Source organism: Kitasatospora sp. NPDC058048 (assembly GCF_042885555.1).
GTDB lineage: Bacteria > Actinomycetota > Actinomycetes > Streptomycetales > Streptomycetaceae > Kitasatospora > Kitasatospora lactacystinica.
This window is the reverse complement of sequence record NZ_JBHVRT010000064.1, coordinates 1-23,903: the sequence shown is the minus strand read 5'-3', so window position 1 is coordinate 23,903 and position 23,903 is coordinate 1. Positions and strand designations below refer to the sequence as shown.

The 23,903-nt window shown below is 72.8% G+C and carries 23 protein-coding genes; 16 read left to right on the top strand and 7 right to left on the bottom strand.

Annotated features, from left to right (window positions below; all coding sequences use genetic code 11):
• Positions 1–106: 106 nt before the first annotated feature.
• On the bottom strand, positions 107–598 hold the full coding sequence (locus ACFVVA_RS39875) for an inorganic diphosphatase (RefSeq protein WP_188300447.1): 492 nt from the start codon (positions 596–598) through the stop codon (positions 107–109).
• A gap of 76 nt (positions 599–674) precedes the next feature.
• Here ACFVVA_RS39875 and dacB point away from each other — a divergent pair, with 76 nt between their 5' ends.
• The 6 genes from dacB to folE all read left to right on the top strand — a co-directional run bounded on the left by dacB (position 675) and on the right by folE (position 8,620).
• Positions 675–2,309 carry a D-alanyl-D-alanine carboxypeptidase/D-alanyl-D-alanine-endopeptidase gene (gene dacB / locus ACFVVA_RS39870; RefSeq protein WP_387695569.1) on the top strand — a complete coding sequence of 545 codons (1,635 nt, stop codon included), beginning with the start codon at positions 675–677 and terminating at the stop codon, positions 2,307–2,309.
• 108 nt (positions 2,310–2,417) lie between these two features.
• Positions 2,418–3,590 (top strand): zinc-dependent metalloprotease, encoded by a 1,173-nt coding sequence (locus ACFVVA_RS39865; RefSeq protein WP_359909377.1) that lies wholly within the window; start codon positions 2,418–2,420, stop codon positions 3,588–3,590.
• 283 nt (positions 3,591–3,873) lie between these two features.
• Positions 3,874–5,001 (top strand): tRNA lysidine(34) synthetase TilS, encoded by a 1,128-nt coding sequence (tilS, locus tag ACFVVA_RS39860; protein WP_387695567.1) that lies wholly within the window; start codon positions 3,874–3,876, stop codon positions 4,999–5,001.
• Positions 5,002–5,072: 71 nt separating this feature from the next.
• On the top strand, positions 5,073–5,627 hold the full coding sequence (gene hpt, locus ACFVVA_RS39855; RefSeq protein ID WP_280685463.1) for a hypoxanthine phosphoribosyltransferase: 555 nt from the start codon (positions 5,073–5,075) through the stop codon (positions 5,625–5,627).
• A gap of 226 nt (positions 5,628–5,853) precedes the next feature.
• Positions 5,854–7,908 carry an ATP-dependent zinc metalloprotease FtsH gene (ftsH, locus tag ACFVVA_RS39850; protein ID WP_387695566.1) on the top strand — a complete coding sequence of 685 codons (2,055 nt, stop codon included), beginning with the start codon at positions 5,854–5,856 and terminating at the stop codon, positions 7,906–7,908.
• 106 nt (positions 7,909–8,014) lie between these two features.
• Positions 8,015–8,620: a GTP cyclohydrolase I FolE gene (folE, locus tag ACFVVA_RS39845; protein WP_359909368.1), complete on the top strand. Its 606-nt coding sequence runs from the start codon at positions 8,015–8,017 to the stop codon at positions 8,618–8,620.
• 20 nt (positions 8,621–8,640) lie between these two features.
• Here folE and ACFVVA_RS39840 read toward each other — a convergent pair whose 3' ends face one another.
• Positions 8,641–9,429, bottom strand: coding sequence for a ferritin-like domain-containing protein (locus ACFVVA_RS39840; protein WP_387695565.1), 789 nt, complete (start codon positions 9,427–9,429; stop codon positions 8,641–8,643).
• A gap of 159 nt (positions 9,430–9,588) precedes the next feature.
• Positions 9,589–10,785, bottom strand: coding sequence for an alpha/beta hydrolase (locus tag ACFVVA_RS39835; protein ID WP_387695564.1), 1,197 nt, complete (start codon positions 10,783–10,785; stop codon positions 9,589–9,591).
• A 335-nt stretch (positions 10,786–11,120) separates the two neighbouring features.
• On the opposite strand from ACFVVA_RS39835, the gene ACFVVA_RS39830 reads away from it, so the two are divergent.
• The 7 genes from ACFVVA_RS39830 (at position 11,121) to ACFVVA_RS39800 (ending at position 17,701) form a co-directional block, all read left to right on the top strand.
• Positions 11,121–12,962: a phosphatidylglycerol lysyltransferase domain-containing protein gene (locus tag ACFVVA_RS39830; protein ID WP_387695563.1), complete on the top strand. Its 1,842-nt coding sequence runs from the start codon at positions 11,121–11,123 to the stop codon at positions 12,960–12,962.
• A gap of 83 nt (positions 12,963–13,045) precedes the next feature.
• Positions 13,046–13,927, top strand: a complete 882-nt coding sequence (gene folP, locus ACFVVA_RS39825; RefSeq protein ID WP_387695562.1) for a dihydropteroate synthase — start codon at positions 13,046–13,048, stop codon at positions 13,925–13,927.
• Between the two features lie 28 nt (positions 13,928–13,955).
• Positions 13,956–14,435, top strand: coding sequence for a nuclear transport factor 2 family protein (locus ACFVVA_RS39820; protein ID WP_359909353.1), 480 nt, complete (start codon positions 13,956–13,958; stop codon positions 14,433–14,435).
• A gap of 246 nt (positions 14,436–14,681) precedes the next feature.
• On the top strand, positions 14,682–15,041 hold the full coding sequence (folB, locus tag ACFVVA_RS39815; protein ID WP_359909425.1) for a dihydroneopterin aldolase: 360 nt from the start codon (positions 14,682–14,684) through the stop codon (positions 15,039–15,041).
• Positions 15,042–15,084: 43 nt separating this feature from the next.
• The gene (folK, locus tag ACFVVA_RS39810; RefSeq protein ID WP_387695561.1) at positions 15,085–15,684 is read left to right on the top strand and encodes a 2-amino-4-hydroxy-6-hydroxymethyldihydropteridine diphosphokinase; all 600 of its coding nucleotides are present in this window, start codon (positions 15,085–15,087) and stop codon (positions 15,682–15,684) included.
• A gap of 207 nt (positions 15,685–15,891) precedes the next feature.
• On the top strand, positions 15,892–16,380 hold the full coding sequence (locus ACFVVA_RS39805; RefSeq protein WP_360353700.1) for a DUF3180 domain-containing protein: 489 nt from the start codon (positions 15,892–15,894) through the stop codon (positions 16,378–16,380).
• 145 nt (positions 16,381–16,525) lie between these two features.
• On the top strand, positions 16,526–17,701 hold the full coding sequence (locus tag ACFVVA_RS39800) for a hypothetical protein (RefSeq protein WP_387695560.1): 1,176 nt from the start codon (positions 16,526–16,528) through the stop codon (positions 17,699–17,701).
• A gap of 37 nt (positions 17,702–17,738) precedes the next feature.
• Here the strand turns inward: ACFVVA_RS39800 and ACFVVA_RS39795 are convergent, their stop codons facing one another.
• Together ACFVVA_RS39795 and ACFVVA_RS39790 are read right to left on the bottom strand one after the other, a co-directional pair.
• Positions 17,739–18,314, bottom strand: coding sequence for a TerD family protein (locus ACFVVA_RS39795; protein WP_359909342.1), 576 nt, complete (start codon positions 18,312–18,314; stop codon positions 17,739–17,741).
• 134 nt (positions 18,315–18,448) lie between these two features.
• The gene (locus tag ACFVVA_RS39790) at positions 18,449–18,946 is read right to left on the bottom strand and encodes a hypothetical protein (protein WP_380554233.1); all 498 of its coding nucleotides are present in this window, start codon (positions 18,944–18,946) and stop codon (positions 18,449–18,451) included.
• A 99-nt stretch (positions 18,947–19,045) separates the two neighbouring features.
• Between ACFVVA_RS39790 and arfB the strand changes: the two genes are divergently transcribed.
• Entirely contained in the window at positions 19,046–19,480 is a 435-nt protein-coding gene (gene arfB, locus ACFVVA_RS39785; RefSeq protein ID WP_387695559.1) for an alternative ribosome rescue aminoacyl-tRNA hydrolase ArfB, read from the top strand.
• Between the two features lie 12 nt (positions 19,481–19,492).
• Here arfB and ACFVVA_RS39780 read toward each other — a convergent pair whose 3' ends face one another.
• Entirely contained in the window at positions 19,493–20,029 is a 537-nt protein-coding gene (locus tag ACFVVA_RS39780; RefSeq protein WP_387695577.1) for a flavin reductase family protein, read from the bottom strand.
• A 362-nt stretch (positions 20,030–20,391) separates the two neighbouring features.
• Here ACFVVA_RS39780 and ACFVVA_RS39775 point away from each other — a divergent pair, with 362 nt between their 5' ends.
• On the top strand, positions 20,392–22,179 hold the full coding sequence (locus ACFVVA_RS39775; protein ID WP_387695558.1) for a diguanylate cyclase domain-containing protein: 1,788 nt from the start codon (positions 20,392–20,394) through the stop codon (positions 22,177–22,179).
• Between the two features lie 175 nt (positions 22,180–22,354).
• Positions 22,355–23,356, top strand: coding sequence for a hypothetical protein (locus ACFVVA_RS39770; protein ID WP_387695557.1), 1,002 nt, complete (start codon positions 22,355–22,357; stop codon positions 23,354–23,356).
• 70 nt (positions 23,357–23,426) lie between these two features.
• Here ACFVVA_RS39770 and ACFVVA_RS39765 read toward each other — a convergent pair.
• Positions 23,427–23,903, bottom strand: a 477-nt coding sequence (locus ACFVVA_RS39765; protein WP_387695556.1) for an amidohydrolase family protein, incomplete at its 5' end; no start/stop codon positions are given.

Sequence of the window (23,903 nt, the reverse complement as noted above, 5' to 3'; positions counted from 1 at the left end):
GGAACGACAGAGGCCGGGGCCCGCGGAAGAAATCCGCGAACCCCGGCCCCGGGCTGTCCCGACCTGCCTCGAACCGCTCTCGATCGAATGAGATCGGAACGACGGCTCAGTGGCCGCCCTGCTCCGCCAGACGCTTGATCGAAGCGGTGACCTCGGCCTCGGCCTCGGCGCGGCCGACCCAGTCGGCGCCCTCGACGGACTTGCCGGGCTCCAGGTCCTTGTAGACCTCGAAGAAGTGCTGGATCTCCAGGCGGTCGAACTCCGACACGTGGTGGATGTCGCGCAGGTGCTCCCAGCGCGGGTCGGTCGCCGGGACGCAGAGCAGCTTGTCGTCGCCGCCGGCCTCGTCGGTCATGTGGAACATGCCGATGGCGCGGCACTTGATCAGGCAGCCCGGGAAGGTCGGCTCGTCCAGGATGACCAGGGCGTCCAGCGGGTCGCCGTCCTCGCCGAGCGTGCCCTCGACGTAGCCGTAGTCGGCCGGGTAGCGGGTCGAGGTGAAGAGCATCCGGTCGAGCCGCAGACGGCCGGTCTCGTGGTCGACCTCGTACTTGTTACGAGAGCCCTTCGGGATTTCGATAAGGACGTCGAACTCCAACGGTTCCTCCAAGGTAGGGACTGACAGAATCCAAGTGTCTCCTACGGGAGCGAGTGCTCGGGAAAGGGGCCGGTCGGTGGGAGCAGGGGGAGGGGCGGCGCGCCGTCGCGGGGGGACGGCCGCGGGGCTGGTCGGAGCGGCGCTGCTGGTCGTCGGTACGGTCCTGACCTCGGGTGGTGCGTACGCGCAGCCGTCCCCGCCGCCGGGTGGGCACAGTGCCGGGCACGGCGAGGACGAGGACCACGACGGGCAGGGCGGCCGCGACCGGGGGAAGGGCGACCACGGGAAGGGCGGCGCCGGACCGCGGTCGAACGACGGTCCGGGTGCCGAGCCCACCCGTCGGGCCGTGCCGCCCGTGGCCTCCGGGCCCGCCGCCCCCACCGCCGGCGGCAGCGACGCGCCCGGCGCGCGCCCGGCGCCCGCGCCGGGCGCCGTCCTGGCCGCCGTGGACGGCGCCACGGGCGCCGCTGTCCCCACCGCGCAGGGCCTCCAGCAGGCGCTCGCCGCCGCCCTCGCAGACAAGAGCCTCGGCGAGGTCACCTTCGCCGTCGCGGACGCCGGCACCGGCCAACTCCTGTACGGCTCCGGGGAGAACACCCCGGCCACTCCCGCCTCCACCACCAAGCTGGCCACCGCGATCGCGGCCCTGTCCCTCATCCCGGCGGACACCCGGCTGCACACCCGGGTGGTCCGGGGCGCGGACCCGGGCACGATCACCCTGGTCGGCGGCGGCGATCCGACGCTCACCGCACTGCCCGCCGACCAGGTGCAGATCGGCGGGCAGCCGGCCGACGCCGACACCGCCCCCGCCTCGCTGGACCTCCTCGCCCGGCAGACCGCCGACACCCTCAAGAGCCTCGGCACCACGACGGTCCGGCTGGACTACGACCTGTCGCTGTACGCGGGCAGCCCGCAGCACCGGAACCACGACGGGCAGAACATCGCCCTGGTGGTCCCGTTGATGGTGGACGAGGGCAGGGTGGACCCGAAGAGCCGGGAGGACGCGCCGGACCGGGTCGCCGACCCGGCGGCCGCGGCCGCCGAGACCTTCGCCGCCCTGCTCAGGGCCCGCGGCATCACGGTGACGGGCAAGGCCGCCCCCGCCGCGGCGCCCGCCCCCGCCCCGACCGCCTCCGGTCAGGCCCCGCTCGGCGACGTCTTCTCGCCGACGGTCGCCCGGCTGGTGGAGCGCCTGCTGACCACCTCGGACAACCAGCTCGCCGAGGCGATGGCCCGTCAGGTCGCCGTCGCAGCCCACCAGCCGGCGAGCTTCGAGGGCGCCGCGGCGGCCGTCACCCAGGAGCTCACCCGGCTCGGGGTGCCGATGGGCGGCGTGGTGCTCAACGACGGCAGCGGCCTGCACCCGGGCAACGCGATCCCGCCCGCGGTCCTGACCCGGCTCCTCGCGCTGGCCGCCTCCGAGCAGCACCCCACCCTGCGCCCGGTGCTCACCGGCCTCCCGGTCGCCGGCTTCACCGGCACCCTCAACAAGCGCTACGGCTCCGGGTCCGGCGCCGCCGACGCGGCCGGTCTGATCCGCGCCAAGACCGGCACCCTCAACGGCGTCAACACCCTCGCGGGCACCGTCGTCGACGCCGACGGCCGCCTCCTCGCCTTCGCCGTCATGACCCGCACCACCGCCCCCGCCGACACCGCCCGCGCCGCCATGGACCGGGTCGCCGGCCGCCTCGGCGGCTGCGGCTGCCACTGACCCGGCCCCGCCCGTCCCGTCGCGCCGGCCGTGCCGATCGGCCGTCGGGGGAGAGGTCTTGGCCGCGGGTGGCTGCCGCCGGTGGTGGGGAGCACGTACGGTGAGGGCATGACGAGCGCGAGTGGCGGTGCTGACATGGTCGACTGGAACCTCGCGGTCGCAACCGCGACCAGGTTGGTGCGGCCGGGGCCGGAAGTGAGCCGGGAGGAAGCGGCGGCGGTGGTCGCCGAGCTCCGCCGGCACGCCCTGGAGGCGGAGGAGCATGTGCGGGCGTTCACCGGCATGCGTTCGTCCAGCCTGTCCCGGGCCGCGGCGACGCCGGTGCTGGTGGTGGACCGACCCGGCTGGATCCGGGCCAACGTGGCGGGTTTCCGCACGGTCGTCCAGCCGCTGGTGGAGAAGCTCCAGGCGCGTCGGGCGAACAGCGCGACGGCCGGGGTGTTCGGCGCGGTGGGCGAGAAGGCCACCGGGATCGAGGTCGGGGCGCTGCTGGCGTTCCTGTCCACCAAGGTGCTGGGCCAGTACGAGACCTTCGCCCCGGCGGAGCCCCCGCTGGAGGCGCCGGACAGCCCGGCGGCGCTGTTCGACAAGCCGCGGCTGGGGCCGGACGGCCCCGGGCCGGGCCGGCTGCTGCTGGTGGCGCCGAACATCGTGCACGTCGAGCGGGAGCTGGACGTCGACCCGTCCGACTTCCGGCTTTGGGTCTGTCTGCACGAGGAGACGCACCGGACGCAGTTCACGGCGGTGCCGTGGCTGCGCGACCACATCCAGTCCGAGGTGCAGTCCTTCCTCTCCGAGACGGACGTCGACCCGGGCGCCCTGCTGGAGCGGCTGCGGGACGCGGCCGGTTCGTTCGGCGGCCTGCCGGGCGGCGGCAACCGGGAGAGCGCCTCCTCCGGGAACCTGCTGGAGATCGTCCAGTCGCCCGCGCAGCGCGAGATCCTCGGCCGGCTGACGGCCGTGATGTCGCTGCTGGAGGGCCACGCGGACGTGGTGATGGACGGCGTCGGCCCGGCGGTGGTGCCGACGGTCGCCGAGATCCGGGAGAAGTTCCAGCAGCGCCGGGACCGCGGCGCCAACCGGCTCGACCTGCTGCTGCGCCGGCTGCTCGGCATGGACGCGAAGCTGCGCCAGTACCAGGACGGCGCGGTGTTCGTGCGCGGCGTGGTGGAGCAGGTCGGCATGGAGGGGTTCAACCGGGTGTGGACCTCCCCGAACACCCTGCCGACCAAGGACGAGATCCACGATCCGGCCGCCTGGGTGGCCAGGGTGGCCCGCTGAGCGGGTGCTCCTGACGCGGGCGCGCCGTGAGCCGGGCGGCAAGCGGCGCGCGTCGGTCAAACCCGCTCGTACGAGTGGTCCAATCGGCCAGACGACGGGTGAAGAAGCGTTTCTTCATTCACCCGTACGTGGGACGGTGGTCGTACCGGTGGCGCGGGTGGCGTAGCGGGTCGCTCCTTTCTGCCACCATCTGTGAGCGCCCGGTAACAGGGCGCTCATGCGGTGCGCGGTCCCCGCCGCGTCCGCCGCGAGTCCTGTCCCCTCCGACGAGGAGTCTTCCGCCGTGGGCCCTCACCCCGCTGTCGCCGCGATACGCCTGGCCGTTCGCCGTACGCTCACCGACCTCGCCGCCGAGGCCGGTACCACCTTCACCGCGCCCGTGCGCGAGCCCCGCGAGCGCCCGGCCGGGGCGCCGCTGGTGGGCGCCGCGGTCGGCACCACCCTGATCGGCAACGCCGCGCGCCACCCCTCCGGGCTGCCCCGCACCCCGGCCGCGCCCGGTTCACCGCTGATCCTGGTCGCGGTCAGCGGCGGCGCGGACTCGATGGCGCTGGCCATCGCCGCCGCCTTCGAGGCCCCCAAGATCGGCCTGCGGGTCGGCGCCGTCACCGTCGACCACGGCCTCCAGGCCGGCTCCGCCGAGCGCGCCGCCCAGGTGGCCGACCGGCTGCGCACGCTCGGCCTCGACCCGGTGGAGGCCGTCCCGGTGCGGGTCGGCCGCGCCGGGGGCCCGGAGGCCGCCGCCCGGGACGCCCGCTACGCCGCCCTGGACGCGGCCGCCGACCGCCACGGAGCGATCGCGGTGCTGCTCGGCCACACCCGGGACGACCAGGCCGAGACCGTGCTGCTGGGCCTGGCCCGCGGCTCCGGCGCCCGTTCGCTGGCCGGGATGCCCGCCCACAAGGGCCGCTACCGCCGCCCGCTGCTGGAGCTGGACCGGGCCGCCACCCGGCAGGCCTGCGCCGCCCAGTCGATCCCGGTCTGGGACGACCCGCACAACTGTGATCCCGCCTACACCCGCTCAAGGGTCCGCCACGAGGTGCTGCCGGTCCTGGAGAAGCACCTGGGCGGTGGCGTGGTCGAGGCGCTGGCCCGGACCGCCCGGCTGTTCCGCGACGACGCCGATGCCCTCGACCAGTGGGCCTCTTTGGCCGAACGCGACCTCCGTACGGGCGATGGCGCCCTGGACGCCGTGAAACTGGCCGAACTGCCGCCCGCGGTGCGCCGCCGGGTGCTGCGCCGGGCCGCGCTGCGGGCGGGCTGTCCGGCCGGGGACCTGTTCGCCCGGCACCTGGAGACGATCGACCTGCTGGTCACCGGATGGCGCGGACAGGGCCCGCTGCACCTACCCGGGGGAGTCGAGGCCACCCGCAGGTGTGGCACGCTGGTCTTTCGGCGGCAGGGCGACTGACGGGCGAGGCATGCCCCGGGGGAGCCGACCGCCGGCCACACAGACCCCGAACGTTTGAGGACGTATCCCCGGTGGACCAGAACGACATGGGCGCTGACCTCGCGAAGGTGCTCATCAGCAAGGACGAGATCGACGCCAAGCTCCTTGAGCTGGCCGAGCGCATCGACCGGGACTACGCAGGGAAGGACCTGCTGATCGTCGGCGTCCTCAAGGGGGCCGTGATGGTCATGGCCGACCTGGCCCGGACCCTGCACTCGCAGGTCACCATGGACTGGATGGCCGTCTCCTCGTACGGCATGGGCACCAAGTCCTCCGGCGTGGTGCGGATCCTGAAGGACCTGGACACCGACATCGCCGGCCGTGACGTCCTGATCGTCGAGGACATCATCGACTCCGGTCTGACGCTGTCCTGGCTGCTGGGCAACCTGGGTTCGCGCGGTCCGGCCTCGCTGGAGGTCTGCACCCTGCTCCGCAAGCCGGACGCGGCCAAGGTCGAGATCGACGTGAAGTACGTCGGTTTCGACATCCCCAACGAGTTCGTGGTCGGCTACGGCCTGGACTACGCGGAGAAGCTGCGCAACCTCCCCTTCATCGGCACCCTCGCGCCGCACGTCTACGGCGGCTGAGGTTCCCGTTCGGGCGACGGGCGGGAACAGTGGGCCGTTCCCGCCCGTTGCACCCGGGAGACAGAGAACCAAAGCCGTGTCGCCGTGCTCCCGCCATGGGTGGGTCGGACTGCGGTACGGTCCAATAAACCGCTCTTCACATGAGCATCAATTCGGACGCGCCGCGGTCAACAGTCCTCGGCGCCGTTGAGTGGCAGGAGGGACGGGGCGGCAACGCCCCGCATGGATGGACGTCAAGCGATACTTCCGTGCGCCGATCATGTGGATCGTGCTGGCCGTCCTCGCCGTCATCGTACTGATGCAGGTCGTTTCGGACTCGAACGGCTACAAGACGGTGGACACCGGTCAGGTCGTCGCGGCGATCGACGCGCACAACGTCAAGTCGGCGCAGATCACCACCGGTGACTCGAACACGATCAAGATCCAGCTGAAGGACGGCGCCGCACTGCCCAGCTCCGGTACGGGCAAGGCCCCGTCCGGCACCAAGTTCCAGGCCTCGTACATCGGCGACCAGGGCGTCGCCATCGCCGACAAGCTGCAGGCGCAGGTCAACGACAAGGACCAGAGCACGCTCGCCGAGGGCTACACGATCAGCCCCGAGAAGCAGAGCACCTTCGTCAGCCTGCTGCTGTCGATGCTCCCGATCGTGATCATCGTCCTGGTCTTCCTGTTCCTGATGAACCAGATGCAGGGCGGCGGCTCCCGGGTCATGCAGTTCGGCAAGTCCAAGGCCAAGCTGCTCACCAAGGACACCCCGAAGACCACCTTCGCCGACGTCGCCGGCGCGGACGAGGCGGTCGAGGAGCTCCACGAGATCAAGGAGTTCCTCCAGGAGCCGGCCAAGTTCCAGGCCGTCGGCGCCAAGATCCCCAAGGGCGTGCTGCTCTACGGCCCGCCCGGTACCGGCAAGACCCTGCTGGCGCGCGCCGTCGCGGGCGAGGCCGGGGTGCCGTTCTACTCCATCTCCGGTTCGGACTTCGTCGAGATGTTCGTCGGCGTCGGCGCCAGCCGCGTCCGCGACCTCTTCGAGCAGGCCAAGGCGAACGCCCCGGCGATCGTCTTCGTCGACGAGATCGACGCCGTCGGCCGGCACCGCGGCGCGGGCCTCGGCGGCGGCCACGACGAGCGCGAGCAGACCCTCAACCAGCTGCTGGTCGAGATGGACGGCTTCGACGTCAAGGGCGGCGTGATCCTGATCGCCGCGACCAACCGCCCCGACATCCTGGACCCGGCGCTGCTGCGCCCGGGCCGCTTCGACCGCCAGATCGCGGTGGAGCGCCCCGACCTCCAGGGCCGGCTGGACATCCTCAAGGTGCACCAGAAGGGCAAGCCGATCGCGCCCGACGTCGACCTGTCGGCCGTCGCCAAGCGCACCCCCGGCTTCACCGGTGCCGACCTGTCGAACGTCCTCAACGAGGCGGCGCTGCTGACCGCCCGTTCGGACAAGAAGCTGATCGACAACGGCATCCTGGACGAGGCGATCGACCGCGTCGTGGCCGGTCCGCAGAAGCGCACGCGGATCATGTCCGACAAGGAGAAGAAGATCACCGCGTACCACGAGGGCGGCCACGCCCTGGTCGCGGCGGCCTGCCAGTACAGCGACCCGGTGCACAAGATCACCATCCTGTCCCGCGGCCGGGCCCTCGGCTACACCATGGTGCTGCCGGAGGAGGACAAGTACTCCACCACCCGCAACGAGATGCTCGACCAGCTCGCCTACATGATGGGCGGTCGCGCGGCGGAGGAACTGGTCTTCCACGACCCGACCACGGGCGCCTCGAACGACATCGAGAAGGCCACCGCGACGGCCCGGGCCATGGTCACCCAGTACGGCATGACCGAGCGCCTGGGTGCGATCAAGTTCGGCAACGACAACTCGGAGCCGTTCCTGGGCCGTGAGATGGGCCACCAGCGCGACTACTCGGAAGAGGTCGCCGGGCTGGTCGACGAAGAGGTCAAGAAGCTCATCGACACGGCGCACAACGAGGCCTGGGAGATCCTGGTCGAGAACCGCGACGTGCTCGACAACCTGGTCCTGGAGCTCCTGGAGAAGGAGACCCTGAACAAGGAGCAGATCGCCGAGGTCTTCGCCCCGATCGTCAAGCGCCCGGCCCGGCCGGCATGGACGGGTTCCTCCCGTCGCACGCCGTCCACCCGGCCGCCGGTGCAGTCCCCGAAGGAGCTGGCGCTCACCAACGGCGCCGCCTCCGTCGAGAGCGCTCCGGTGGACGTCGTGAAGCTCCCGCCGCTGCCGACGGCCGAGCCGCCGACCGAGGGCTGACCCCCGCTCCGCAGGGAATGGATGCCGCGTCACCAGGGTTTGTACCCTGGAGGCGCGGCATCCGTGCTGTTCAGCCAGAGTCTTCCGATACATAAGCGAGGCCCGCATGATCGACCCGGTGACGTTCGACGGTCCGCCCGCCGTCGGTACCTTCGACCAGAAGCGGGCCGAGGACGCCATCCGCGAGCTGCTGCTCGCCGTCGGGGAGGACCCGGACCGCGAGGGCCTGCGGGAGACCCCGGCCCGGGTCGCGCGGGCCTACAAGGAGATATTCGCGGGGCTGTGGCAGGAGCCCGAGGACGTCCTCACCACCACCTTCGACCTCGGCCACGACGAGATGGTGCTGGTCAAGGACATCGAGCTGACCTCGGTCTGCGAGCACCACCTGGTGCCGTTCCGCGGCGTGGCCCACGTCGGGTACATCCCGTCCACCAGCGGCAAGATCACCGGGCTGTCCAAGCTCGCCCGGCTGGTCGACGTCTACGCCCGCCGGCCGCAGGTGCAGGAGCGGCTGACCAGCCAGGTGGCCGACGCGCTGATGCGGATCCTGGAGCCGCGCGGGGCGATCGTCGTGGTCGAGTGCGAGCACATGTGCATGTCGATGCGCGGCATCCGCAAGCCCGGCGCCAAGACCATCACCTCCTGCGTGCGCGGCCAGCTGCGCGACCCGGCCACCCGGGCCGAGGCGATGAGCCTCATCATCGGCCGCTAGGGGCACCGGCCGGGCGGTGCTCAGAGCACCTCGTGCTCGGCGTGCGGCGGGGCCGGGGTGCCCAGCGCGTTGCGGCGCTCAGGCATCCGCAGCGCGACCATCCGGCGCCAGCCGTAGGCGCGGTCGTACAGGTAGAGCGCCCGCACCCCGAGGGTGACCAGGGCGAGCTGCCAGCGCGGCCAGCGCAGGATCCGGGCCATCCGGGAGGTGACGGCGAGGCCGACGTCCCGGTGGGTGCGGATCTCGCCGCGGGCGCTGGTCTCCAGGGCGTGCCGGATGTACGGGCCGTGGCCCTCGGAGACCAGCCGCAGCAGCTCCTCGTGGCAGTAGGCGAGGTGGTTGTCCTCGTCGGCGGAGATCATCCGCATCGCCCGGCCGAGGTCGGGGTTGTCCTGGTACACCTTCACCAGCCGGCGCATCTGCTCGGCCGCGCGCTGTTCGGTGACCCGGCTGTGCACGAGGTAGGTGATGATCTCGCGGTCGGTCAGCGGGACGTCGCTGTTCAGCCGCTCGTGCGCGAGGCCGACGCCCTGGCGCTCCAGCAGCATGCAGTAGTCGGCCTCGTCCGGCACCGGCACCCTGGGCAGGCCGCGCTTGTGCAGCAGCTGGGTGAAGATCCGGCCGTGCTTGCGCTCGTCGGCACCGTGCCGGGCCACCTTCGGGGCGAGGACCGGGTCCCGGGTGAGCGCGGTGATCCGCTCGTTCTCCCAGCCGCCCTGGTCCTCGCCGTCGGCCGCGATGCTGCAGAACAGCTGGTACGCCTGGTCGTTCCGGTAGATCTCGTCGAAGAGCGAGCGGGTGCTCAGCACGGTGCCTCCTGCGCGGGTCCGGGGCGGTGCCCGGCGGTGGCCGACGGGCGGTCGCGATACGTTCCCCCCGGGCCGCCGGCCGTCCGGGCCGACCGGCGGGTAATCACTCACCTGTCCCAGCCGGGGCCTGGCGGGGGCCTGGTCGGCTCCTGGCCGGGCCTAGCCCAGGTGCGAGCCCAGCCATTCGAGGGTGGCCGGGAGCTCCCTGGTCCAGCTGTCGAAGTTGTGCCCGCCGTCGTCCAGGTAGAGCGAGTCGATCGTGAACTGCGGGTTGGCCGCCGCGGCCCGGGTGGCCTGGTCGACGAACTGGACGGTCTGGGGGTAGTCGCCCTCGGTGCGGGTGGAGACCGCCAGCAGGTTGAGCGCCGGGACGGGCAGGTTCTGCAGCCGCCAGCCGAGGTCGTGCTGCTGGGTCAGCGCCTTGTCGCCGTTGAAGAGGTCCCCGCCGGTGTAGTTGTCCTGGCGCACGGTGAAGTCGCCGTGCAGGCTCGCCGCGTTGCCGTAGACGTTCGGGAAGCGCATCGCCAGGCGCAGCGCGCAGCTGCCGCCGGTGGAGTAGCCGAGGGTGCCCCAGGAGCCGGCGGTGCGGCCGACCCGGTAGCTGCTGCGGATGGCCTCGGGCACGTCCTTGACGAACCAGGTCTCGGTGCGCGGCCCGCCGGGGACGTCCACGCACTCGGTGTCCCGGGACGGGACGACGGCCGGGCGGGCCATCACCAGGACGGTCGGCGGCATCCTGCCGGAGCGCTGCAGGTCGATCGCGGTCTGGGCGAACGGGAGCTCGTGCAGCAGGTTCAGGGTGGTGCCCGGGTAGCCGGCGATGGCCAGCAGGACGGGGAAGCGGACCAGGGCGAGCTTCTGGTCGAAGTACGCGGGCGGCAGGTAGACGAACATCTGGTCGGAGAAGCCGGTCTCCTTGCCGCTGACCCGGACCGACTCGATCCTGCCGACCTCCTCGGGCGGGCCCTTCGGCAGGTTGGTGATGGTCTCCAGGCCGCCCTCGGTGGTGGGCTGGACCAGCGCGTCGGAGACCGGGGTGCCGCCCTTGTGGTTCGCGCTGCCGGTCAGCGCGAGCTTGGCGCCGCCCGGACTGAGCAGGTCGTCCCAGGAGGTGTAGAACCCGAAGGAGTTGTTCACCGACAGCGCGAGCACGGCCAGGACCGATGCTTGAACGACCGTCAGCAGTCCGATCCGGCCGAGCACCGGCAGCGGCCGCTGGGGCGCCAGCCGCGGCCAGACCCACAGGGTCGCGACGACTGCCGCGACGCCGAGTGCGAGCAGCGAGTTCACCAGCGCGTCGCTGGTCAGTTCCATGCCGTCGGCCTTCCGGTGGGACACGGGCGGTGCAGGCTTCATGGTCTGGCGGTCCATCAGGCCGGGCCACCGCGGCTAGGCCGTCCGGACGCCGGGCGGGCTGGGAAGGGCGGGGGGAACCGCAGGCAACCGGCGCCCTAGAATGCGGCGTCCACCGTACGTAACGCGTCCCGGAGGGTCCTGTCGCGCCACGCTGCGACGGACCCCCGGCTCCCACCGCCGGCTCAACCCGCAGCGCGACCACGGACCCGGTTTACCGATCGTTTCCGGGTCCTTGGTATGCGCATTGCCTGATGAAGGAATAGGCATGAAGGTCCATCACGCGTCCTCCCCCGGAGTGACAGGACACCGCACCGCAGCCTCTACGCTGAGCTTCCATGAGCGTTCCCGTGTCCGTTGAGCCGAGCCCCGAGCAGCCGCCGCGCCGTCGCCGCGGCCTGCAGACGCTGCGCAACCAGGCGTCCGCCGTCCCGAGGGCCTGGCTCCCCGGGGCGGTCGGCTACGCCTGTCTGCTGATCGGGCTCGTGGACATCGCCAGTGCGGTGTTCCCCAAACTCCGGCACACCAAGGTGCACACCTTCGCGGGGCAGCTGCCGGGCGGCACCACCAGCCTGGCGGCGGTCGGCGCGCTGATGGTCGGCATCCTGCTGGTGCCGCTGGCGCACGCGCTGCGCCGCCGCAAGCGGCGGGCCTGGCGGGCGGTCTGCGTGCTGCTGCCGGTCAGCGCCGGACTGCACATCGTGCGCTGGCACCAGATCGGCCCGGCGGTCGTCTCGCTGGTGCTCCTCGTCGTGATGCTGGTCCACCAGCGCGAGTTCTACGCCAAGGCCGACCCGCGCACCCGCTGGCGGGCGCTGGTCAACCTGGTCGTCATGGGCGTCCTCAGCGTGCTGCTCGGCCTGCTGATCGTGAGCACCCGGACCAAGTACGAGATCGGCCACCCCGGCTTGACCGAGCGCCTGCAGCACGTCGGGTACGGGCTGTTCGGTTTCGAGGGCCCCGTCCGGTACAACAACGTCCGGATGTCCGACCTGGTCGCCTACCTGCTCGGCGGGCTCGGCCTGCTGACCGCCTTCACCACCGCCTACCTGGCGCTGCGCCCGGGCAAGCCGAAGCCCGAGCTGACCGCGGAGGACGAGGAGAAGGTCCGCGAGCTGCTCGGGCGGCACGGCGAGCGGGACTCGCTCGGCTACTTCGCGCTGCGCCGCGACAAGAGCGTGCTGTTCTCGCCCACCGGCAAGGCCGCGATCTCCTACCGGGTGGTCTCCGGCGTGATGCTGGCCTCCGGCGACCCGGTCGGCGACGTCGAGGCCTGGCCCGGCGCGATCAAGGTGTTCATGGCCGAGGCCCGCGAGCACGCCTGGGTGCCGGCCGTGATGGGGTGCAGCGAGGTCGGCGGCGAGGTCTGGACCCGCGAGGCGGGCCTGGACGCGCTGGAGCTGGGCGACGAGGCGATCGTGGACACCGCCTCCTTCTCGCTCTCCGGCCGGGCCATGCGCAACGTGCGCCAGATGGTCAAGCGGATCGAGCGCAACGGCTACTCCTGCCGGGTGCGCCGGGTCTCCGAGCTCACCGCGGAGGAGAAGTACCGGATCGCCGACGCCGCCGCCCGCTGGCGCGGCACCGACACCGAGCGCGGCTTCTCGATGGCCCTGGGCCGCTTCGGCGACCCGCTGGACGACGACTGCGTGGTGGTCACCGCCCACAAGGCCCCGGAGGAGGGCGAGGAGGGCGACGACCTGAAGGCCGTGCTGCACTTCGTGCCCTGGGGGCCGGACGGCATCTCGCTGGAGCTGATGCGCCGCGACCGCGCCGCCGACCCGGGCCTGAACGAGCTGCTGATCGTCGCCGCGCTGCAGGCGGTGCCCGAGATGGGCGTGCGCCGGGTGTCGCTCAACTTCGCGATGTTCCGCTCGGCGCTCGCCCGCGGCGAGCGGATCGGCGCCGGCCCGGTGCTGCGCGCCTGGCGCGGGCTGCTGGTCTTCCTGTCGCGCTGGTTCCAGATCGAGTCGCTGTACAAGTTCAACGCCAAGTTCCAGCCCGAGTGGGAGCCGCGCTTCCTGGTCTTCCCGAGCACCCGGGACCTGCCGCGGATCGGCTTCGCCGCGATGCAGGCGGAGGCCTTCATCACGCTCGGCATGCCGCGCTTCGGCCGCCGGCGCCAGCGCGAGGGGCTGATGCCTGTCCCGTCGACCCGCGAGGTCACCGAGGCCGCCTGAGGCCCGTCACCGCCCTCCGGGGCCGGCCGCCGACACGGAACGGGGCCCCCGCCGAGCATCCTCGGCGGGGGCCCCGTTCGATAATGGGAAGCATGAACGATTCGCCGTCCTTCTCCCTGCCGGCCGGTCTGCCGCGGCTGGAGCGCTGCGCCGTGATGGGCGTGGTCAACGTCACGCCCGACTCCTTCTCGGACGGCGGGATGTGGCACGACCCCGCCAAGGCGATCGCGCACGGCCTCGCGCTGCGGGCCCGCGGCGCGGACCTGGTGGACGTCGGCGGCGAGTCCACCCGGCCGGGCTCGCAGCGGGTGTCCGAGGAGGAGGAGCTGCGCCGGGTGCTCCCGGTGGTCCGCGAGCTCTCCGACGCCGGGGTGATGGTCTCCGTGGACACCATGCGCGCCACGGTCGCCGAGCGCGCCGTCGAGGCCGGCGCCGCGATCGTCAACGACGTCTCCGGCGGCCTCGCCGACCCGGCGATGGCCCGGGTGGTCGCCGAGACCGGCGCGCCCTTCGTGGTGATGCACTGGCGCGGGCAGTCCGCCGACATGTACGCGACGGCGGTCTACGACGACGTGGTGCGGGACGTGGTCGCCGAGCTGACCGACCGGGTGGACGCGCTGCTGGCGGCCGGGGTCAAGGAGGACCAGCTGATCCTCGACCCGGGGCTCGGCTTCGCCAAGACCGCCGAGCACAACTGGGCGCTGCTCGGCCGGCTGGACGCGCTCACCGCGCTCGGCCGTCCCGTGCTCGTGGCGGCTTCGCGCAAGCGGTTCCTGGGTACGCTGCTCGCCGACCCGGCAACCGGGGAACTGCGCCCGGCCCGGGAGCGCGACGACGCGACGGCCGCGGTGTCGGTGCTGTCCGCCCGGGCCGGAGCCTGGGCGGTGCGGGTGCACGACGTGTCCGGCACGGCGGACGCCGTCCGGGTGGTCGCGGCCTGGCAGCACGCGGCGCGGTTGGGGTGAGGGAGGGTCTGTGACAGGTGACGGCAGGTTGAGCGGCGGCACGGCCGGGCGGGCGCGCGAGGCGGACCTGGAGGCCGTGCTCGCGGCGAACAGGGGGCTCTACGAGGCGCTGGAACGGGGGGATCTGGAAGCGGTCGAGGAGGCCTGGCTGGGTGCCGCCGACGCCGACGACAAGGGCGGCGTGGTGTGCGTGCACCCGGGCTGGCCGGTGCTCCGCGGCCGGGCGCAGGTGACCAGGTCGTACATGCTGATCATGATGAACACGGAGTACATCCAGTTCTTCCTGACCGATGTCGAGGCCGAGGTGCACGGTGATGTGGCCCTTGTCACGTGCACCGAGAACATCCTGTCCGGCGGCGAGTCGGAGGAGGAGGGGGAGCTCGGACCACTGGTCGGCGGAAAGGTCGTGTCGACGAATCTGTTCCGCCGTACCCCGGCCGGGTGGAAGCTTTGGTCGCATCACGGTTCACCCGTTCTGACCAGCGGGGACGACGACGAGGAGAGCTGATTCCGGCGGCCGCGGAAATGCCGTGCCGAAAAGTCGCCGGAAATTTCCGAGTGGTCACCGAACGTTCACGTCAATCGCCATATCGGTGCGCGTGGCGTCGGTTCGTGCCGGGTAGGACGGTCAGGCGTTGTCCGTGCTCGCGGGTAGATTCGAAACGGAGTGGCGGGCGTGCTGCCCGCCTTCGCCCTGCCCGTCCGTGCTTTTCGCCGGGTGGGGCCCGTCCGACTGGGAGCAGTGATTCGTTTGCTGGACCGCGTCACCCTGCGGGGGCTGCGAGCCCGGGGCCACCACGGCGTCTTCGAGCGTGAGCGCGTCGAGGGGCAGACCTTCGTGGTCGACCTGGTGCTGTACCTGGACACCCGCCCCGCCGCGGCCGGAGACGACCTCACCCGCACCGCGCACTACGGGCTGGTGGCGGAGGAGGTCACCGCGATCATCTCCGGGGAGCCGGTCGACCTGATCGAGACGCTGGCCCAGCGCATCGCCGACCAGTGCCTCAAGCACGAAGCGGTCGAGGAGGTCGAGGTCACCGTGCACAAGCCGGACGCCCCGATCACCGTGCCGTTCGACGACGTGACCGTGACCATCCACCGGGGCCGCGCATGACCCCCACCACGCGCCCGGTATCCGATGTAGAGGACGTTTTCCGATGAGCACCAGTGACCGGACCGCTGCGCCGAACGCGTTCGACCTGGAGGACCGGGTGGACTCCGTCGACACCACGCTGCACAGCCAGCGCTGCGCGGTCGTCGCGCTCGGCAGCAACCTGGGCAACCGGCTGGACACCCTCCAGGGCGCCGTCGACGCGCTCGCCGACACTCCCGGGCTGAGCATCAAGGCCGTCTCCGCGGTGTACGAGACGGAGGCCGTCGGCGGGCCGGAGGAGCAGCCGAACTACTACAACGCGGTCGTGGTGCTGCGCACCTCGCTGCCCCCGCGGGACCTGCTGGAGCGCGGCAACGCCATCGAGGACGCCTTCGGGCGGGTGCGGACCGTCCACTGGGGCCCGCGCACCCTGGACGTCGACATCCTGGCCTACGAGGGCGTGCTGAGCGACGACCCGCAGCTGCTGCTGCCGCACCCGCGCTCGCACGAGCGGGCCTTCGTGCTCGCTCCCTGGCTGGACGCCCAGCCGGAGGCCGAGGTGCCCGGGCACGGGCGGGTGGACGCGCTGCTGACCGCGCTGGGCGGCCCGGACGCGCAGGGCGTGAAGCGCCGCGAGGACATCCGGCTGACGCTGCCGGAGTAGGTCCGGGGCCGGGCTCGGAGGGCCGACAGCCGGGCCGACGGCCCGGCCGTCGCCCGGGGAACTCGACCGGGGGCCCGGCCGTACGAGTAGGTGTCCGTCGTTCGCGCGGGTGTCCGCCCGGCCGGGCCCGGTACGGTGGCTTGGCGTCGCCGCGCCGGGCCACCGGGCGGGCGGCCGGTTCTGGTACCCGGGAAGGACCTCCTCCGAGTGAAGCTGCTTCGCCTCCGCCTGCTGATCGGCATCACCGCCGCCACGACGGCGCTGTCCTGGGCCGGCTCCAAGCTGTGGGCCTCCGTGGACACGCTGCCGGCCGTGCCCGCCGCGGCGCCGGTGGTGCTGGCGGCGGTGGCGGTGATCCTGCTGGCGACCGCGCTGTCGCTGCGGGCCCGGCTGAAGGCGGTGCGCGAGCGGCAGCCCGGGGCGAAGGGGGTCGACCCGCTGCTGGCGGCCCGGGCGGTGGTGCTGGGGCAGGCCAGTGCGCTGGTCTCGGCGGTGGTCACCGGTGTCTACGCGGGGGCCGGGATCTACCTGCTGGGCGAGCTGGACGTGTCGGCCCGCAAGGACCAGGCCGTGACGGCCGGGCTCGCGGTGCTGGCGGGGGCCGCGGTGATAGCGGCGGCGCTCTGGATCCAGCACGTGTGCAAGTTGCCGGAGAACCACGACGATCCGGGCGGTCAGGCGGCCTCGCACCGCTGAGGCGTCGCTGAGGCGTCGCTGAGCAGCCCCTTCCTCGTGATCTTGGGTGAGAATCCGGGCACGTGCGGTAAGAACCGGACCCTGTCAAGGGCGGAAGGGGACCCTGGGCTGACACGGCCCCAATTCGCACGCTAGTTTCTTGGACATGTCTCGCGGACGCCACCGTCATTCCTCCGTCCTCGGCCGGGCCTTCCCCCCCACCGCCACCGGCGTACTGCTGGTCGCCGCACTGGCCGCTCTGCTTTTCAGTCAGGACACCATCCTGGTGCGCTCGGTGGGCGTCGCGGCGGTGATCGCGACGCTCGGCTTCGCGCTGCTGCTGCGCCAGCGGGACAAGGCGGCCCGGGCGGCCGTCGAGATGTCCGCGGCCCAGCGGATGCGCGCCGAGGAGCGGTTCGAGGAGCAGTTGGCCGAGGCCGAGTACGCGGCGGAGGTCGCCGAGGAGCGGGCCACCCGGTTCGGGCGGCGGCTGACGGCGGAGAAGTCGCGGCTGGCGAAGGCCGAGACCGAGATCGCCCGGCTGCTGCGCGAGCGGGCCGTGAACGTCGCCGAGCAGGCGCTCAAGGAGGCCGAGGCGGCCCAGCGGGCGCTCGCCGCGAGCCGTCCGAAGCACCCGGCCAGCCCGGCCGCGTACGTGCGGGCGGCGTCGGTGCTGCGGCACCTGGAGCGCCGCGCGGCGGAGCAGGAGGCGCAGCGGGCGCGTACGGCGGGTGCGGAGGTCGCCCTGCGGGCGCGTGCGGCGGAGCCGGTGGTCGGCACGGCCGCCCCGGCGGTTCCGGCGGTCGCGGTGGCCGCACCGGTGGCCGTGCCGGCTCCGGTGGCGCCCTCGGTGCCCACTCCGGGGCAGGCTCCGGTCGCCCAGTCGCCGGTGCGTCCCGAGCCGGTGCGCCCCGAGCCGATGCGCCCCGAGCCGGTGCGTTCGGAGCCGGTGCGTCCGGCGCTGACCGCGACGGTCGGTCAGCTCGGCGGGACTCCGGCCGTGCCCGCCGCGGCGCCCGCGCCGGGGGAGCGGCAGCGGCCGCGGCCGGCGCAGTCCGGGCAGGCGCGCGGGCAGGGCTTCAGCTTCTTCGGCCGCGGCTCGGCCGTTCCGGCGCGCCCGGCGGCCCCGGCGCCGGCGGTGGGCAGCGTCGCCGAGCTGGGGGAGCGCGCCGACCTGGCGGACGTGGTGGGCGACGAGGCGGTGGCCGCGAAGGCCGAGGCCGAGGCCCGGGCGGCGGAGCCGGCCGAGCGGCCCGGACAGGGCGAGCCGACCGTGGTGGACCTGACGCCGGAGGACGAGACCGAGCTGATCGAGCTGCCGGAGCTGCGCGCCTCGCGCTGAGGCGACCGGGCCCCGGAAAACGAGAACCGCGGGTGCGTCAGATCTGCACGCCGAAGTCCTGGGCGATGCCGGCCAGGCCGGAGGCGTAGCCCTGGCCGACGGCGCGGAACTTCCACTCCGCGCCGTTGCGGTAGAGCTCGCCGAAGATCATCGCGGTCTCGGTGGCGGCGTCCTCGGAGAGGTCGTAGCGGGCGATCTCGGCGCCGCCGGCCGCGTTCACCACGCGGATGTAGGCGTTGCGAACCTGGCCGAAGTTCTGGCCGCGGGCGACGCCGTCGTAGATGGTGACCGGGAAGGTGATCTTGACGGCCTCGGCCGGCAGGCCGGACAGGCTGATGTTGAGCGCCTCGTCGTCGCCCGCGCCCTCACCGGTGCGGTTGTCACCGGTGTGCACGACGGTGTTGTCCGGCGTGCTGGTGTTGTTGAAGAACACGAAGTGGGCGTTGGACAGCACCTTGCCGTCCGCGTTCAGGACGATCGCGCTGGCGTCGAGGTCGAACTCGGCGCCGGTCGTGGTGCGGACGTCCCAACCCAGGCCGACGGTGACCGCGGACAGGCCGGGGGCCTCCTTGGTCAGCGAGACGTTGCCACCCTTGGAGAGGCTCACTGGCATGACGATTGCAGTCCCTTCGTTCGCTTCGTGCGCTATTTCCCGGGACAACGCAATACTCCGGCGGCTTGGTTCCGCAGGAAGCGTGAATTCTTCGCGGGCGCCAATCGGAGGGCAAAGCCCGGGCAAAGCCGGTGTCAGATCCGCCGGAACCGGCCCTGCAGAGTCCAGATGTTCGGATTGTCGGCCAGGCCGGGGTGCATGTCGAAGAGGTCGGCCAGGGTGTCCTGGAGGAAGTCCCGGGCCTCGCGCCGCAGTTCGCCGTGGCGGACCACCACCGGCGGCTCGTCCGGCAGCCAGGTGGCGGTGACCTCGACCCAGTTGAAGCGGCGGGCGAAGCGCAGCAGCTCGGTGTTCTGGGTGAAGTCGAGGTCGGCGGTCTGCACCCGGGCGGCCCGGCCGCCGTCCGGGTCGCGGTCCAGGAGCTCGGCGACGTCGCACAGCGCCCAGGCGAAGTCCAGCACCGGAACCCAGCCCCAGGCGGTGGACAGGTCCGAGCCCTCGCCGTCCAGGTAGACGTCGCCGCAGAACAGGTCGTAGCGCAGGGCGTGCACGGACGCGGTGCGGTAGTCCGTCTGCGGGGGGTCGGGGAAACGGTTGGAGAGGGAGTAGCCGAGCTCGATCACGTAGGCCATTGTCGGGGCTCGGGGCGGATCGGGGTAACCGGGTGCGCGGGCGCGGGGGCGTACCGATAACCGGGTGACCGGGCGGGCCGGGCGCGGGATGATGGACGCATGTCCGAGCCCATCCGCGTACGGGGGTCGGTGGTCGTCCCCGACGCCGAGCTCGTCTGGCGCTTCTCGCGTTCCTCCGGCCCCGGCGGCCAGCACGTCAACACCTCCGACTCCAAGGCCGAGCTGCGCTTCGACCTGGCGTCGACCGCGGCGCTGCCCGAGGTGTGGCGCGAGCGTGCGCTGGAGCGGCTGGCCGGTCGGCTGGTGGACGGCCGGGTGCTGGTGGTCCAGGCCTCGGAGTTCCGCTCGCAGTGGCGCAACCGGGAGGCGGCCGCGGCCCGGCTGTCGGCGCTGCTGAGCGAGGCGTGCGCGCCGCCGCCGAAGGCCCGGCGGGCGACCAGGCCGAGCCGGGGAATGGTCGAGCGGCGGCTGACCAACAAGCGGCTCCGCTCCGAACTGAAGCAGGGCCGCCGGGCGCCGCGCGGCGGCGAGTAGCCGGCGGGCGGTTCAGCCGAGGGTGCGGTAGCCGCCGCGGAAGTAGAGCAGCGGGCGGCCGGCCGGGTCTGGGACCACGGCCTCCAGGACGCGGCCGAGCAGCAGGGTGTGGTCGCCGGCGGGTATCCGCTGCTCGGTGCGGCACTCGACGGTGGCCAGCGCGCCGTCGATCAGCGGGGCTCCGGTGCGCGGGCCGCGCCGGTGCGGGGTGTCCGCGAACAGCAGCCGGTCGCTGAGCCGGCCCTTCATGGCGAACCGGGAGCCGAGCGTTTTTTGTCCCTCGGTCAGCACCGAGACCGCCCAGGTGTCCGTCCGGGAGAGCACCTCGTCCATCCGGGAGTCCTCGCGGACCGAGATCAGTACCAGTGGCGGCTCCAGCGACACCGAGAGGAAGGACGTGGCGGTCATGCCGACGTCCTCGCCGTCCTCCGGGTCGTGGACGGTCACCAGGCTCACGCCGGCGGCGAGCTGGGAGAGGGCAGCCCGGAACTCGTCGGGCGTGGCGTGGGGGGCAGCTTCGGGCTGCGGGGACGGGTACACGTACCGCACGGTAGTCGTCACCCGGGAGGAACGGCATCGGGCCTTGGTCGTAGGACCGGCGCTCCGGCCGAAGGGTTGCGCCCGGTGGCCGAACTCACCCTCAGGAGTGAAGCGGCCGGACCGGCGGGCCCAGTCGGCTTCAGTCCGGGGCCCATGCGGTCGACCACGAGAAATGTGCCGATAGCGCTTTATGTCCCGCTATGGGACAGATGAACTGATTAAGGGCGCATTAGTGTCGTGTGATTTAAGTCACAAGTGATGGCCTATTGCTGACCGAGCGTGCCGAGCGCTGTGCTCCCTGTGATTCAGTTCTTCTGGCAATCGGACGATAACCAATCAAGAACTATCCGAAGCAGCCGGGGAGCCCCCGCATGGAAGCCGAGTCGGAGCCGTACGTCCGTCTCGCGACCCTCCGCACCTTGCACCGGGTCGTGGCGGACCTCAACGCTGCCCGCAGCCTCGCTGGCACGCTCCAGGCCGTTGTCGAAGGTGCGGTGCACGGGCTCGGCTTCGACGCCGCCGCCGTCAGCCTGGTCCGGCCGGACGGCGACCTCGTGGTGGCGGCCGTCTGGGAGCTGGAGGAGAGCCCGATGGGCGGCCCCTCCGTGCTGCTCGGCCAGGTCGGTTCCCGGGAGTCCTGGGACCGGCTGCTCGGCGTCAGCGACCACTGGGGCACCCTGCGCTTCCTGCCGTACGACCGCGGCTGGGCCGTCGCCAGCGACATCCCGCGCTGGATCGGGGACAGCCCGCTGCCGGTGTACGCCAACGACTGGCACCCCGCCGACGGGCTGCTCGCCCCGATGTACAGCGCCGGCGGCGACCTCCTCGGTGTCCTCTCGGTGGACCGCCCGCGCAGCGGCAAGCGGCCCGGGGCGTGGACCCGCGAGGCGCTGGAGATGTTCTCCCTGCAGGCCTCCATCGCGATCGGCAACGCCCGGCTGCGGGCCGAGATGCAACGCGCGCTGGCCCGCCTGGAGAAGGAGCAGCAGGCGCTGCGGGCCAGCGAGGAGAGCTTCCGCCAGGCCTTCGAGTACGCGCCCAGCGGAATGGCGATCACCGAGCTGCACGGCGTCGGGCGCGGCCAGCTGACCAGGGTCAACGACGCGCTCTGCCGGCTGCTCGGCCGGCCCCGGGCGGTACTGCGGCAGCAGAGCTTCGCCGACCTGGTGCACCCCGAGGACCGGGCGCTGCTGGAGCGCACCAGCGCCGAGAGCGGCCGCGCGGAGCTGCGGCTGTCCCGGCGGGACGGCGGCTACCAGTGGGTCTGCCTGCGCAACTCGATCGTCGCGGACGCGGCCGAGGGCCCGAGCTTCCTGCTCACTCATGTCGAGGACATCGAGGAGCGCAAGCGGCACGAGTTCCAGCTCGCCCACCGGGCCAGCCACGACGCGCTCACCGGGCTGCCGAACGGCGCCGAGCTCAAGACCCGGCTGGCCCGCCGGCTCTGCGCACAGCCGCGGCCGGTCGGCGCCGCGGCCGGCCAGGTCGAGGCGGCCTACCCGCAGCCGTACGGCTACCCGGCCGACTCCTACAGCGCGCACACGGCGCACGAGCGGCTGGAGGGCGCGGACCCGTACGCCGGGCCGGTGCACGGCTACGGACTGCCCGAGGGCCTGCCGAGCGGGCTCGGCCCGGGCTACGGGGAGCACGTCCACGCGGTGGTCCCGGCCGAGTACGGGCCGGGCGGCGAAGCCTGGTCGGCGCCGTTCCGCTCCGGGGGCGCGGCGGCGGTGGACAAGGGGCTCGCGGTGCTCTTCTGCGACCTGGACGGCTTCAAGTCGATCAACGACCGGTTCGGCCACAACGCGGGCGACGCGGTGCTGGTCGAGGTCGCCCGGCGGCTGAGCCAGGCCGTCCGGGACGGTGACACGGTGGCCCGGCTCGGCGGTGACGAGTTCGTGGTGCTGGCCGACGGGATCGGCCGCGAGGAGGCCAAGGACCTCGCCCACCGGCTGCGGGGCGCCATCATCCCGCCGATGCGGATCGACGGACGGGCGATGCGGGTGGGGGTGAGCCTCGGGGTCGGCTGGGCCGGCTGCGGGATGAGCATCGAGGAGGTGCTGCACACCGCCGACGAGCGGATGTACGACGAGAAGCGGGCCCGGGGCGGGGCGGTGCGCGGAGCGCGCGGCGAGCGCTCGCACCGGCGCGCGGGCTGAACCGGCGGACGGCCGGTGCGGGCTCGGGTCCGCCCAGGTCGGCCCGGGTTACCCGTGAGTTGTCAAGGGGTCTTTTCCCGCCGTCACATACGACAGGTAGGGTTCCCGGTACGACAGCGTCCATGATCTGCGCCGCCCGCAGCTGGCGGCGCACCGGATGGGGGAGCAGACCACCGTGACGACCGCCGGCAGCAACGGAGTGCCCGAGGGCCAGGGGGGCGGTGCCCCGCAGGACGACGACCCGTTCGGCTACCTCTACCGCCCGGCCGACGGTTCCACCGGGCAGCCGGCCGAGCCGCAGCAGGGGGTCCCGCGCACGTCGTACAACCGCCCGATGGAGGTCGGGCGCGCGCAGTACGGCTATCCGCAGCGGGCGCAGCAACAGCAGCAGCAGCCGTACGGCCAGCAGGGCATGCCGCCGCAGGGGTACCCGGGCGGTCAGCCGCAGGCCCCGTACGGCGGTCAGCCCGGATCGCCGCAGCAGCCCGAGTACGGTGCCGCGCCCACCCAGCAGACCCGCTACGCGGAGCACTCCCGGCCGCAGCCGGGGGAGGAGCCGCGCAGCAGCGGCCGGAGCAAGGGCGCGGTGATCGGCGCGGTCGCCGTGGTCGCGGCGATAGCGATCGGCGCCGGCATAGCGCTCTCCACCGGGGACCCGGACGACACCAAGAACACCAAGGGCGGCACCGCGACCACCGCCCCTCCGGCCCCCAACAGCCCGGCGCCGACGGCCACGAACGCGAGCGCCGGCCCCACGTCGAGCGCCACCGCCATCTCCGGGCCGACGAGCGTGGACGCGGGCCAGCTCCAGGCGCAGAACGCGCCGTCCGGCAACAGCGTCAAGGGCGCCAAGTCCGCCGACGGCAGCTATCTGACGCTCCAGCCGGGCGGTTCGGTGACCTGGACCGGCGAGGTCGCCACGGCCGGGACGTACAAGCTGAGCGTGCACTACAACTACTCGGGCGCCGACATCAAGGGCGGGGCCGCGGTGAACGGCAAGGACTGGCCGAGCGGGGTGACCTACAAGATCTACGGGGCGCCCCCCAAGGACCAGACCGCCGCCTGGTTCTCCACCTGGATACTCCCGCAGTTCCAGGCCGGGCCGAACTCGGTGACCTTCACGGTGCCCTCCGGGCCGATCCTGATCGACCAGATCACCATCGAGCCGAGCGGCTGACGCCACCGCGGACGCGACGCGGCCGCCCGCCCCCGAGGGGGACGGGCGGCCGTCGCGTTCCGGGCGTCGCTCAGTCGGCCTTCACGGGCCGGAACGTCTCGCCGCCGAGCACCCAGCGGCCGCGGCGCATCACGGCGACCAGGTCGTAGCTCTCGGAGTCGACCACGACCAGGTCGGCGAGCTTGCCGGTCTCCAGCGAGCCGATCGAGTCGCTCAGGCCGAGCAGCCGGGCCGGGGTGGCGGACAGCGACTCGACGGTCTGGTTCAGGCTCAGCCCGTTGACGGTGACCGAGCGCTTGAACGCCACGTCCAGGGTGAGGGTGGAGCCGGCGATCGCGCCGCCCTCGACCAGCCGGGCCACGCCGTCCTCGACCTGGACCTGGAGGGGGCCGAGCGGGTAGAGGCCGTCGCCCATGCCGGCGGCGCCCATCGCGTCGGTGATCAGGGCGACCCGGTTGGCGCCGGCGGTGCCGTAGGCGAGGTCGAGGACGGAGGGGTGCAGGTGCACGCCGTCGTTGATCAGTTCGACGGTGACCCGCTCGTCCTC

What these genes read in the sequence shown, in the direction of transcription:
- ACFVVA_RS39865 (WP_359909377.1), top strand. Translation starts at nt 2,418, where the DNA reads ATGACGAGCGCGAGTGGCGGTGCTGACATGGTCGACTGGAACCTCGCG.
- ftsH (WP_387695566.1), top strand. Translation starts at nt 5,854, where the DNA reads ATGGACGTCAAGCGATACTTCCGTGCGCCGATCATGTGGATCGTGCTG.
- folE (WP_359909368.1), top strand. Translation starts at nt 8,015, where the DNA reads ATGATCGACCCGGTGACGTTCGACGGTCCGCCCGCCGTCGGTACCTTC.
- ACFVVA_RS39835 (WP_387695564.1), bottom strand. Translation starts at nt 10,785, where the DNA reads ATGAAGCCTGCACCGCCCGTGTCCCACCGGAAGGCCGACGGCATGGAA.
- ACFVVA_RS39830 (WP_387695563.1), top strand. Translation starts at nt 11,121, where the DNA reads ATGAGCGTTCCCGTGTCCGTTGAGCCGAGCCCCGAGCAGCCGCCGCGC.
- folP (WP_387695562.1), top strand. Translation starts at nt 13,046, where the DNA reads ATGGGAAGCATGAACGATTCGCCGTCCTTCTCCCTGCCGGCCGGTCTG.
- folK (WP_387695561.1), top strand. Translation starts at nt 15,085, where the DNA reads ATGAGCACCAGTGACCGGACCGCTGCGCCGAACGCGTTCGACCTGGAG.
- ACFVVA_RS39800 (WP_387695560.1), top strand. Translation starts at nt 16,526, where the DNA reads ATGTCTCGCGGACGCCACCGTCATTCCTCCGTCCTCGGCCGGGCCTTC.
- ACFVVA_RS39795 (WP_359909342.1), bottom strand. Translation starts at nt 18,314, where the DNA reads ATGCCAGTGAGCCTCTCCAAGGGTGGCAACGTCTCGCTGACCAAGGAG.
- ACFVVA_RS39790 (WP_380554233.1), bottom strand. Translation starts at nt 18,946, where the DNA reads ATGGCCTACGTGATCGAGCTCGGCTACTCCCTCTCCAACCGTTTCCCC.
- arfB (WP_387695559.1), top strand. Translation starts at nt 19,046, where the DNA reads ATGTCCGAGCCCATCCGCGTACGGGGGTCGGTGGTCGTCCCCGACGCC.
- ACFVVA_RS39775 (WP_387695558.1), top strand. Translation starts at nt 20,392, where the DNA reads ATGGAAGCCGAGTCGGAGCCGTACGTCCGTCTCGCGACCCTCCGCACC.